Origin of the sequence: uncultured Alistipes sp. (assembly GCF_963931675.1) — a bacterium.
GTDB lineage: Bacteria > Bacteroidota > Bacteroidia > Bacteroidales > Rikenellaceae > Alistipes.
In genome coordinates, this window is record NZ_OZ007039.1 from 1,153,062 (window position 1) to 1,165,052 (window position 11,991).

The following is an 11,991-nucleotide window of genomic DNA, read 5'->3' on the forward strand; positions in this document are numbered from 1 at the left end:
TAAAATTTATCGTTTCCCGATAAAATAAATTACCTTCCTGTATTTAATCCTGAAAATATGCGTTATCTTTGCAGAAAATGTCATATTCTGCTGTTATGGAAGACAAAATAAAGGAACTGCTCGCCTCGATCGTCCATCCCGAAACGGGAAAGGACATCGTCACGAGCGGATTCATCGAACACCTCGCTACGGCCGACGGCAAAGTGACCGTCGTGCTGCGTTTCGCCAAGGCCCGCGACCCCTTCGCCGTGAAGATCAAGAACCAGGCGGAGAGTCTGCTGCACGAGGCATTCCCGGGCTCCGAGGTCCTTGTCGTCATCAAGGAGGGAGGTGCGGCACCGCGTCCGGAACCGAAACTCTCGACCACGACGGGCGGAATCGCCAAGGTGATCTCCATCGCCTCGGGAAAGGGCGGGGTAGGCAAGTCCACCGTGACGGCCAACCTGGCCATCGCCCTGCGGAACATGGGATTCCGGGTCGGCATACTCGATGCCGACATCTACGGGCCCTCGCAGCCCAAGATGTTCGGCGTCGAAGGTTACCTGCCGGAAGCCGTCATCGAGGAGGGCAGGGAGCACATCATCCCCGCCGAGTCGATGGATATCCGGCTGATGTCTATCGGTTTCTTCATCAAACCCACCGATGCGCTGCTATGGCGCGGCGCCATGGCCGTGAGCGCCCTGAAACAGATGATCCACCAGACACGCTGGGGAACGCTGGACTTCCTGCTCGCAGACCTGCCCCCCGGCACGGGAGACGTACACCTGTCGATCATCGGGGAGCTGAAGATCGACGCCGCAGTGATCGTCTCGACGCCGCAGCAGGTGGCCGTGGCAGACGTGGTGCGCGGTGTGGAGATGTTCCGCAACGAAAATGTCCACATTCCGGTTGCGGGGATCATCGAGAACATGGCGTGGTTCACCCCCGCAGAGCTTCCCCAGAACCGTTACTACCTCTTCGGACGAGGCGGAGCCAGGACCTATGCCGAGCAGAACGGCGTGGATTTCCTGGGTGAAATTCCGATCGTTCAGTCGATTATGGAGGGTTCGGAAGAGGGTCGTCCGGCCACGTCGACCCATCCCGAGGTGGAGGAGCGCTACCGCGCCATCGCCGAAAAGATTGTCGGCAAAGTGATGAAAAACGGTTGACAAGTTGTCGATAACCCGTTCAACAACGGATGAAAAATAAGGATAACTTGACGGGGCGAAAACTTGGATTTCGGAAAGCGATGCGGATATATACGGAAATTCTCCGAAACCAAATTTTTTTATAAAAAGTTATGCCGCCCGGAACTGGTCGGAAAAGGAAATCCGATGTTGATAAAATAAGGCTGTCGAAATGTGGAAAACTGAGATGAACAATTGTTGATTATTTTTGATATCTCACTAAAAACCAATATTTTAAATAAAAAATAAATCAAAAAGAAAAAGGAAAAATGTTGATAGGAAAATAACAGTCGAAGTTGTCAACAGTATCAACAGCTATTTTACTTATTCTTCTTTTTTATTTATTTAAATTAAATTTAAAAGGAATAAAAACAAAAAGCGATGAACGTCGAAAACTCCGCCGAACTCCGCCGCCGCATCGAGGCGCTCAAACGCGAGAAAAACGCCATCATCCTGGCCCATTACTATACGAAGCCCGAAGTGCAGGCCGTGGCCGATTTCCTGGGCGATTCGCTCGCCCTCTCGGTCCGGGCCCAACAGGTCGAGGCTCGGATCATCCTCTTCGCCGGGGTGCACTTCATGGCCGAGACCGCCAAGGTCCTCTGCCCCGACAAGAAGGTGCTCATTCCGTGCCCCGAGGCGGGTTGCTCGCTGGCCGAGTCGTGCGACGCAAAGGAGTTCGCCGCCTTCAAGGCGAAATACCCCGGATACAAGGTCGTGTCGTATGTCAATACGACGGTCGGGGTCAAGGCCCTGACGGATGTCTGCTGCACGTCGTCCAATGCGCTGAAGGTCGTCGAGTCGCTGCCTGCCGACCAGCCGCTGATCTTCGCCCCGGACCGCAACCTGGGATCCTATATTCAGAAGTTGACCGGACGGAAGAACATGGTGCTGTGGGACGGTGCCTGCCATGTCCACGAGGAGTTTTCGCTGGAAAAGATCCTGCAGCTCAAACGCGAACACCCCGAAGCGAAAGTGGTCGTACACCCCGAGTGCCGGGCCTATATCGTTGAGGTGGCCGACTACGTGGGTTCGACGGCCGGGATCCTCGACTACTGCGACCGCAGCGAAGCCCGGGAGTTCATCGTCGTGACCGAGGCCGGCATCCTTGCGGAGATGCGGAAACGCTGTCCGGAGAAGGTCTTCATCCCGGCACCGCCCGATGACGAAACGTGTGCCTGCAACAACTGCAAGTACATGAAGATGGTGACGCTGGAGAATATCTGCTCGTGCCTGGAGAACGAGGCGCCGGAGATCGTGCTCGACGAGGAGACCCGCCGGGCTGCCGAACGCTCGATCCGAAACATGATTGCCATCCGTTAAAAGGCCGATGCGGGGACTCGATTCCGGCGAGCGGATGGATGCCCTGCGTCTGCTGCTGGAAAAGCGTGCGCCCGAGGATTGTGAGACGGGGATGCGTTATGCCGTGAAGTCGTTTCATCGGACCGAGATTCTCCGTCTGGAGATCCTGGCGGGGAGTGGGACGGCGAGGGTGATTCGGGAATGAGATCGCAGGATGGGTGTAGTTGCTGTATGGCGGATTGAAATAGATTCTTCTTTTTTTCTTCTTTTTTATTTTTATTTTTTATTAAAAGAAATTTTATCTAAAAAAATAAAAAAATAAAAAAATAAAAAAATAAAAAAAATACTAAAAACGACCCATGAAGAAAATCTTTTCTTTGCTGGCGGCAGTGTGCGTGACGCTCTCTGCGGCAGCCGATGAAGGCATGTGGCTCCTGCCCTACCTTCAGAAAATGAACATTAGGAACATGAAGGAGCGGGGCTGCAAACTCTCCGCCGAGGAGATCTACAGCGTGAACAAGTCGTCGCTCAAGGATGCCGTCGTCATTTTCGGCGGAGGATGTACCGGTGAGATCGTATCGCCCGAAGGCCTGCTCTTTACGAACCACCATTGCGGCTACGGTTCGATCCAGCAGCTTTCGAGCGTCGAGCACGATTATCTGAAGTATGGCTTCTGGGCCATGTCGCAGGCCGAAGAGCTGCCCGCTCCGGGACTCGAAGTGCGTTTCATCCGTCAGATCGCCGACGTCACGCCCGAGGTGATGGGCAACGTCCCCTCGATCGCCTCTCAGCAGGAGTACGAGCGCATCACGGAGGAAAACATCGCGGGAATCGAAAAACGCCTCCGGGAGGAGAATCCGGGCATGGAGATCTCGGTCAAGCCGTTCTTCGGCGGCAACCAGTTCTTCGCCTTCGTGATGGAGGTCTACAAGGACGTGCGCCTGGTGGGTGCGCCCCCCTCGTCGATCGGCAAGTTCGGCGGCGATACCGACAACTGGATGTGGCCGCGCCATACGGGCGATTTCTCGATCTTCCGCGTCTATGCCGGACCGGACAACCGCCCGGCCGAGTATTCGCCCGAAAACCGCCCCTACAAGGCTGAAAAGTTTTTGAAAATTTCCCTCCAGGGCGTCGACGAGAACGACTTTGCGATGATTATGGGATTTCCCGGCTCGACCGAGCGCTATGCCACGTCGTATGAGATCGACGATCTGCTGAAGGTCGATAATCCCCAGCGGATCTTTATCCGCGGCGAGCGTCAGGAGATCCTTTGGAAAGACATGATTGCCGACGATGCCATTCGGATCCAGTACGCCTCGAAATACGCCCGTTCGTCGAATTACTGGAAGAATTCGATCGGCATGTCGCGCGGCATCGAGAAACTCGACGTAAAGGCCCGCAAGGAGGCACAGGAGGCTTCGTTCCAGGCTTGGGCCGAGAAGAACACCCTGCCCGAGGAGGGCTATGTCGGTGCCCTGGCGAAGATCCGCGAGGCTGTCGGCGAGATGTCGCCGCTGGGCGCATCGCGTCAGTATCTGGCCGAAGCGTTCCTGTCGGCCGTTGAGCTGCTGGCGCCCGCGCGTTCGTTCATCGACATGCAGCAGATGGAGGTGAAGGCGGAGATCAAGGATCCCGCCGCGGCCCGGGAGCGGTTCGCCGCATGGTACAAGGATTACAGCCCTGCAACCGACCGCAAGGTGGCCAAACGGATGCTCACGATCGCACGGGAGAACATGAAGGAGTTGCCGTCGTTCTATGCCGAGGTGGTCGACAAGAGGTTCGGAGGCGATATCGACGCCTGTGTCGATGATCTCTACGACCATTCGATTTTCACCTCCGGGGAGAAGGTCATGTCCCTGCTGGATGACTATGCTCCGGAAAAGATCGCTTCGGATCCTGCCGTTGTGCTGGCCAAGTCGGTTATGGAGCAGTACAAACGGCTTTCCGAGGCCCTCAAAGAGCCTATGAAGCGTTACGACGAAGGGCATCGCAAGTACATTGCCGGACTGATGCTGCAGCAGCCCAAAAAGGCCTGGGCTTCGGATGCCAACTTTACGATCCGTCTGACCTACGGCCGTGTGCTCCCCTATTCACCGGCCGACGGCATCGAGTACAACTACTATACGACGCTGAAGGGGGTTATGGAGAAGGAGGATTCCGAGAATCCGCAGGAGTTCTTCGTACCCGAAAAGTTGAAGGAGCTCTACGCGGCGAAGGATTTCGGGCGTTATGCCAATGCGAAGGGCGAGCTGCCGACCTGCTTCCTGGCCGACTGCGACATCACGGGCGGCAACTCAGGATCGCCGGTGTTGAACGGCTCCGGAGCGCTGATCGGGCTGGCCTTCGACGGTAACTGGGAGGCCATGTCGGGGGATATAGCCTTCGAGCCCGACCTGCAGCGCACGATTGCCGTGGATATACGGTACGTGTTGTTTATCGTCGACAAGTTTGCCGGGGCCGGCTGGCTCTTGGACGAGTTGCAGTTCGAGTAGAGACTGTTTCCATACACATATGAAAAGGGATTTGCCTCCGTGGGGGCGAATCCTTTTTTTTAGGTTGTGGTCCGGGAACGGTTGGCGGAAAATCGCTTTTTCACGCCGCGGATGACAAAATTCCCCTTTTCGTTCCGGAATCCCTTAAAATTTCGTACTTTTGACGGAAAATCAGCAATTCCTATTCTGTTTATGGCAAAAGAGTTCAAACGCTATCTTGTGACATCTGCACTCCCCTATGCCAACGGTCCCGTGCATATCGGCCACCTGGCGGGAGTCTACATACCTTCGGATATTTATACCCGTTATCTGCGGCTCAAGGGCTGCGACGTGATTTCGGTCTGCGGATCCGACGAACACGGTGTGCCCATCACCATCAAGGCCCGCAAGGAGGGCGTTTCGCCCCAGCAGATCGTCGACCGCTACCATGAACTCATCAAGAAGTCGTTCGAGGGGCTCGGCATGTCGTTCGACATCTATTCGCGCACCTCGTCGAAAACTCATGCCGAGACTGCTTCGGCCTTCTTCCGGAAACTCTATGACGAGGGCAAGTTCATCGAAAAGACCTCCATGCAGTATTACGACGAGGAGGCGCAGACCTTCCTGGCCGACCGCTATATCGTCGGAACCTGCCCCAAGTGCGGCAATGACCGGGCTTATGGCGACCAGTGCGAAAAGTGCGGTTCGACCCTCTCGCCCGACGAGCTGATCGAACCCCACAGCGCCGTGTCCGGTTCGGTGCCCGTCAAGCGCGAAACAAAGCATTGGTACCTTCCGTTGGATCAGTACGAAGGATTCCTCCGCGAGTGGATTCTCGAAGGGCACAAGGAGTGGAAATCGAATGTCTACGGGCAGTGCAAGAGCTGGCTGGACGGCGGTCTGCAGCCGCGTGCCGTGAGCCGCGACCTCGACTGGGGCATTCCCGTGCCGGTCGAAGGAGCCGAGGGTAAGGTCCTCTATGTGTGGTTCGATGCTCCGATTGGATATATATCTGCTACAAAGGACCTTACGCCCGATTGGGAGAAGTATTGGAAGTCGGAGGACACCAAGATGGTCCACTTCATCGGCAAGGACAATATCGTCTTCCACTGCATCGTCTTCCCCTCGATGTTGAAGGCCCACGGCGGTTACATCCTGCCCGAAAACGTTCCGGCAAACGAGTTCCTGAACCTCGAAGGCGACAAGATCTCCACGTCGCGCAACTGGGCCGTCTGGCTCCACGAATACCTCGAAGAGTTCCCCGGCAAGGAGGATGTCCTGCGCTACGTACTTTGCGCCAATGCCCCCGAAACCAAGGACAACGACTTCACGTGGAAGGATTTCCAGGCCCGCAACAACAATGAACTCGTGGCGGTTCTCGGCAACTTCGTCAACCGTGCGCTGGTGCTGACCAAAAAGTATTTCGACGGCCGGGTTCCGGCCTGCGGCGAGCTGACCGATTATGACCGCGAGACGATTGCGGAGGTTGCTGCCGTGAAGGCATCGCTCGAAGCCAATATCGAACATTACCGCTTCCGCGAGGCGTTGAAAGATGCCATGAACATCTCGCGCATCGGCAACAAATATCTGGCCGATACCGAGCCCTGGAAGGTTGTCAAGACAGACCTCGAACGGGTAAAGACCATTCTGAACATCGCCTTGCAGATTACGGCCAATACGGCCATCGCCATCGAGCCCTTCATGCCCTTCTCGGCGGCCAAAATCCTGAAGATGCTGGCTGTCGGCAAGTTCGGTTGGGAGCGTTTGGGTGCCATGGACCTGATCACGGCCGGACACGAGATCGGCGAGCCTGTGCTGCTCTTCGAAAAGATCGAGGACGATGTGATCCAGCAGCAATTGGACAAGCTTGCCGCCACAAAAGTGGCCAATCAGGCTGCTGAAGTTGCTCAACATATTGAACCTCAGAAAGATACGATACAATTCGACGATTTCCAGAAGATGGATATCCGCGTTTCGACCATTTTGGCGGCCGAAAAGGTGGCAAAAACAAAAAAATTGTTGAAACTGACCGTCGATACGGGGATCGACAAGCGGGAAATCGTATCGGGAATCGCCGAATACTTCACACCCGAGGAGCTGGTCGGCAAACAGGTGCTTGTCCTGGTTAACCTCGCTCCGCGCGAATTGAAGGGTATTTTGTCGAAAGGCATGATTCTGATGGCCGAAGATGCTTCCGGAAAATTACGATTGCTGCAGCCCGGCGATACGACCAACAATGGAGCCGTGGTCGGATAAGCCCGGGATTTTTCGATTTATTTTTGGAGTAAAAAATTCTTAAAACAGAAAGATATGGAAAATACGGATTGGAGTGCGCTCGGTTTTGACTATCGTAAAACGGATTTCAACATCCGTTACTCCTATACGGATGGCAAATGGAGCGACATGGTGGTGACCGATGACGAGTACATTCACATGCACATGTCGGCTTCGTGCCTGCATTACGGTATTGAACTTTTCGAGGGTCTGAAGGCTTTCCGGGGTGCCGACGGGAAAGTGCGTCTGTTCCGTGTTGCGGACAATGCACGTCGGATGCAGTCCTCGGCCAAGCGGCTTTGTCTGCCGGTTCCTTCGGAAGAGATGATCGTAAATGCCTGCATCGAGGTGGTGAAACGCAACGAACGTTTCGTTCCTCCCTACGGGACTGGTGCTTCGCTGTATCTGCGTCCGGTGATGTTCGGCACGACGGTCGGTCTGGGGGTCAAGCCTTCGAAGGATGCCCTGTTGATTGTCTACTGTTCGCCTGTGGGTGCCTACTTCAAGTCGGGGATTGCGCCGATCCGTGTTGCCATTGACCGGGAGCAGGACCGCGCTGCTCCACGTGGAACAGGCGACGTGAAGGTCGGCGGTAACTATGCTGCAAGTCTTCTTTCGGGTGAAAAAGGTCATGATTTGGGCTATTCGAATATCATGTACCTCGATGCTGCCGAGCATAAGTATATCGAAGAGTGCGGTGCTGCAAACTTCTTCGGTATCAAGGAGGGTAAATATATCACGCCGAAATCGCCTTCGGTGCTGCCTTCGATCACCAATATGAGTCTCCGTCAATTGGCGGCCGATATGGGTCTTGAAGTGGAGCAGCGACATATTCCCGTCGAGGAGTTGTCGACCTTTGAGGAGTGTGGCGCCTGCGGAACCGCTGCCGTGATCTCCCCCATCGGTTACATCTACGACATGCAGACCGGCGAGTCCTACAATTACGGCGACCAGGTTGGCAAAAACTGTCTGGAACTCTACACCCGTTTGCAGGATATTCAATACGGTCGTGCCGAGGATAAATACGGCTGGTGTACGGTTGTCTTATAATCAATCCATTTCGGGTTGAAGAATAGGGCGATCTGAAAAGATCGCCCTATTTTGTTCCACGTGGAACATACTTAAAAAAACTATCGGCCGAACTTAACCAGCAGAACGTTGACATCCGCAGGCGAAACTCCCGGAATGCGTGAGGCTTGCCCGATCGTCTTCGGACGAATCCGGTTCAACTTCTGACGGGCCTCGATAGTCAGTGAATTCATTGAAAAAAAGTCAAAATCTTCCGGGATACGGATATTTTCCAGCCTCCGGAGTTTGTCAGCAATGAATTTTTCGCGCTCAATGTAGCCTTTGTACTTGATTTGAATCTCCGCCTCCTCGATGACCTCAGTGTCGATCTCCTGCTTTTCGATGAACCGCTGCAGCTTAGGAAGGATCTTTTGCAGCGATTCGAAAGTCACGTTGTTCCGCATCAGAATGTCGTACAGCTTCCGACCCTGGCTCAAAGGCTCCTGTCCGACCGATTTCAAATAGTCGTTGATTTCGGCTGCTTTGACACTCTGCTCACGCGCAAAGGCTACAAGCGATTCTACAAGCGAATTTTTTCGGACGAAATGGGCATATCTTTTTTCGGAAATCAACCCGATTTTATAGCCTAACGGGGTCAGTCGGAGATCGGCATTGTCCTGCCGGAGCAGGATCCGATACTCGGCCCGGGAGGTGAACATCCGGTAAGGTTCGTCGACGCCCTTGGTCACGAGGTCGTCGATCAGTACGCCGATGTAGGCTTCGTCGCGTTTCAAAACGATCGGCTCCTCCCCTTTCAGGGCCCGGTGGGCATTGATCCCCGCCATCAGACCCTGGGCTGCCGCCTCTTCGTAGCCGGTCGTCCCGTTGACCTGACCGGCGAAATAGAGCCCCGAGACGAGTTTGGTTTCGAGTGAATGGTAGAGCTGCGTGGGTGGAAAATAGTCGTATTCGATGGCGTATCCGGGTCGGAAAATGTGCAGGTCCTCCAATCCTTCGATCCTGTGCAGCGCCTGCCACTGTACCTCCCACGGCAGCGACGACGAGAAGCCGTTCAGGTAGTATTCGTTGGTCGAACGTCCTTCGGGTTCGAGGAACAACTGGTGTTGATCCTTGTCGGCAAAGGTCCGCAACTTGTCCTCGATCGAGGGGCAATAACGGGGTCCGATGCCGTGAATCGTGCCGTTGAAGAGCGGTGAACGGTCGAATCCCGTGCGCAAAATGGCGTGCACTTCGGGCGACGTGTAGACCAGGAAACAGGGCATTTGATCCTTGACCGGCTCGGTTTCGGGCGAAAAGGAGAATTTTCCCGGATTTTCGTCGCCGTATTGGGGTTCGAGGAGCTCGAAATTGATCGTCCGGGCATCGAGGCGGGCCGGGGTTCCGGTCTTCATGCGACCGGTCTCGAAACCCATGGCCCGGAGGCTTTCGGTGATCCCATGCGAAGCGGCATCTCCGGCCCGGCCCCCTTCGGCGTGTGCGGCGCCGCAGTGCATCATGCCGTCGAGGAAGGTCCCGGCCGTGAGGATGACGGCCCGGCATGAAAACTCCACCCCCATGCGGGTTCGGACGCCACGGATCGAGGGGCGTTTCCCGTTTCCCTTCTCCGGATTGTTTGCATGCGTGCCGTCGGGATTCGTTTCCCGGGCGGAGGAGGCTGTCGGGGCGTCGAAGAGCAGCTCCGTGGCGGCATCCTGCCAGATGTAGAGGTTCCAGATGTTCTCCAGCGTGTGCCGCCACTCCTCCGAGAAGCGCGTTTTGTCGCACTGGGCCCGCGGGCTCCACATCGCCGCACCTTTTGACTTGTTCAGCATCCGGAACTGCACTGCCGTGCGGTCCGTAATGCGTCCCATCTCTCCGCCCAAAGCGTCTATCTCTCTGACTATCTGTCCTTTGGCTACGCCGCCGACGGCCGGATTGCAGGACATCGAAGCCATTTTCGTCATGTCCATCGTCAGTAGCAGGGTCCGCGAACCCAGTCGGGCGGCGGCAGCGGCGGCTTCGCAACCGGCATGTCCGCCTCCGATGACGATGATATCGTAATCGAGAGTCATTGTTTCTCCCAGAATTTCAGGTATTTATCCTCTTTTCGGTGCATCTGTGCGTTGGTGCGGGGGGTCTTGTCTCCCTGTCCGCAGAGGTGCAGCACGCCGTGGACCACCACGCGGCGCATCTCCTGCAGCGCCGTGGCTCCGTATTGCCGGGCGTTGTCCGCCACGGTCTCCACGTCGATGAAGATGTCGCCCGAGACCACCCGTGCACCCTTTCGGTCGCTGTAGTCGAACGTAATGACGTCGGTGAAGTAGTCGTGTCCGAGATACTGCCGGTTCATCTCCAGCAGCCGCTGCGCCGAGCAGAAGATATAGCAGACATCCCCCAGCGTATAGCCTTCGGCGGCGGCCACCTCCTGCAGCCAGCGGGCCGTAAGCCGTTTCTGCGGGTAGCGGTACGTACAGTCGTCGGTATAGTATTTTACAGCCATTTTTTCCTGGATATTTTCGATCGGTTCGGTCCGGTATCCTTTTTCAGGCAGGGAGAGATCGGATGTTTCAGCCTCTTTTCCGGGACTTTTCGGGCTCCTTTGCAGCCGCGGTCCCCGCTCTTTCCTCCCGGGCCTATTTCTTGAAACAGTTTTCGGCCTGCATCTTCTGGTTCGGGTCCGGCGGGTAGATGCCGAAGACGAGTTTGTACTCCGTTTCCATGGTCATGACGTCCACGGCCGAACCGATGGTTCCCAACGGCTGGTTCCGGGCCACTTTCTGGCCCTTTTCCACGCTGATCGTCCCCAGGTTGGCATAGGAGGTCAGGTACTCGCCGTGGGCCACGTAAACGTCGTATTTGTTCGTAATGCGGTTGCGCTTGATGTCGATCACCTTGCCTTCGTAGATCGAGATCACCCGGGCTCCCCGCGGCCCCGTCACTTCGGCCATGTTTTCCCGGTAGCGCTTCACCCGCCCGCCGACCACCGGAAGCCGCAGCCCCGAGGTCTTCGACGAGAACGACGCTCCCTCCTTGTTGCCCTTGGTGAGTTTGCGCAGTTCGTTGATTGCCACGTCGAGTTTCTGCTCCTGGGCCAGCTTGCGCTGCAGGGCCGACTTCTCCTTCTGCGACATCGTGCGTATCGTCGCCCGGGCATTCCGCGAGTCGCGTTCGAGCTTCTCCCGCTGGGTCGCAAGCTGCAGCAGGACCGAATCGAGCGAACGGTTGCGGCGGTCGAGCTCCTCCTTCTCCGTGCGGACCTGTTCGGAGAGCTGTTCGATGTCGCGCATCTTGCGCTCGCGCAGCGAAGCCACCTCCCGCAATATCGTGATCTTGCGGGCCACGTCGGCGAAATCCCGCGACGAAAAGAGGAATGTCAGGTAGTTGTTGTGGCGGTAGTTGCGATAGGCTTCACGCACCATCTCGGCATACTCGCTCCGGTTGCGTTCGAGCGTCGAGGCCAGGTCCCCGGCCACGCTGTCCTTGCGGGCGATCTCCTCGCGCAGCAGCGAAGCCTGCTTTTCGGTCTCGTCAAGCAGCTGGTTCCGCGAGTCGATCTGCCGGGCCAGGCGCCGCACCCGCTCCTCGGTCGCCGCACGACCCTTCTGGAGCTTCGAAATCTCCCGCTCCTCGCTGGCAATGCGCTTTTCGAGGTCGGCAATGACCTTTTTCTGCTTCTCGATGCGGCTGTCGGTCTGGGCCGTGGCGCTGAGGGCGAAGAGCAGGAAAACAAGGAAAAGAGGCGAAAAACGGATCATTCTCATATCGGCGGA

The 11,991-nt window shown here is 56.2% G+C and carries 9 protein-coding genes; 6 read left to right on the top strand and 3 right to left on the bottom strand.

The window, feature by feature from the left end:
* The first annotated feature begins 95 nt into the window (after positions 1-95).
* From ABGT65_RS05055 to ABGT65_RS05080, 6 genes are all read left to right on the top strand, one after another.
* Positions 96-1,148, top strand: coding sequence for an Mrp/NBP35 family ATP-binding protein (locus ABGT65_RS05055; RefSeq protein ID WP_346700243.1), 1,053 nt, complete (start codon positions 96-98; stop codon positions 1,146-1,148).
* A gap of 399 nt (positions 1,149-1,547) precedes the next feature.
* Positions 1,548-2,489, top strand: a complete 942-nt coding sequence (gene nadA, locus ABGT65_RS05060) for a quinolinate synthase NadA (protein ID WP_346700245.1) — start codon at positions 1,548-1,550, stop codon at positions 2,487-2,489.
* Between the two features lie 7 nt (positions 2,490-2,496).
* Positions 2,497-2,673, top strand: a complete 177-nt coding sequence (locus tag ABGT65_RS05065; RefSeq protein ID WP_346700247.1) for a hypothetical protein — start codon at positions 2,497-2,499, stop codon at positions 2,671-2,673.
* 154 nt (positions 2,674-2,827) lie between these two features.
* Positions 2,828-4,960, top strand: coding sequence for a S46 family peptidase (locus ABGT65_RS05070; RefSeq protein ID WP_346700249.1), 2,133 nt, complete (start codon positions 2,828-2,830; stop codon positions 4,958-4,960).
* Positions 4,961-5,152: 192 nt separating this feature from the next.
* A complete protein-coding gene (gene metG / locus ABGT65_RS05075; RefSeq protein ID WP_346700251.1) occupies positions 5,153-7,195 on the top strand; it encodes a methionine--tRNA ligase in 2,043 nt (680 codons plus the stop codon).
* Between the two features lie 54 nt (positions 7,196-7,249).
* Complete coding sequence (locus ABGT65_RS05080; protein ID WP_346700252.1) at positions 7,250-8,263, top strand: branched-chain amino acid aminotransferase; 1,014 nt, start codon at positions 7,250-7,252, stop codon at positions 8,261-8,263.
* A gap of 80 nt (positions 8,264-8,343) precedes the next feature.
* Here the strand turns inward: ABGT65_RS05080 and mnmG are convergent, their stop codons facing one another.
* The 3 genes from mnmG to ABGT65_RS05095 all read right to left on the bottom strand — a co-directional run bounded on the left by mnmG (position 8,344) and on the right by ABGT65_RS05095 (position 11,982).
* On the bottom strand, positions 8,344-10,293 hold the full coding sequence (gene mnmG, locus ABGT65_RS05085) for a tRNA uridine-5-carboxymethylaminomethyl(34) synthesis enzyme MnmG (RefSeq protein WP_346700253.1): 1,950 nt from the start codon (positions 10,291-10,293) through the stop codon (positions 8,344-8,346).
* The gene (ybeY, locus tag ABGT65_RS05090) at positions 10,290-10,721 is read right to left on the bottom strand and encodes an rRNA maturation RNase YbeY (protein WP_346700254.1); all 432 of its coding nucleotides are present in this window, start codon (positions 10,719-10,721) and stop codon (positions 10,290-10,292) included. The genes mnmG and ybeY overlap by 4 nt, the downstream gene beginning before the upstream one ends.
* A gap of 133 nt (positions 10,722-10,854) precedes the next feature.
* Positions 10,855-11,982 carry a peptidoglycan DD-metalloendopeptidase family protein gene (locus ABGT65_RS05095; protein ID WP_346700255.1) on the bottom strand — a complete coding sequence of 376 codons (1,128 nt, stop codon included), beginning with the start codon at positions 11,980-11,982 and terminating at the stop codon, positions 10,855-10,857.
* Between the last annotated feature and the right edge of the window lie 9 nt (positions 11,983-11,991).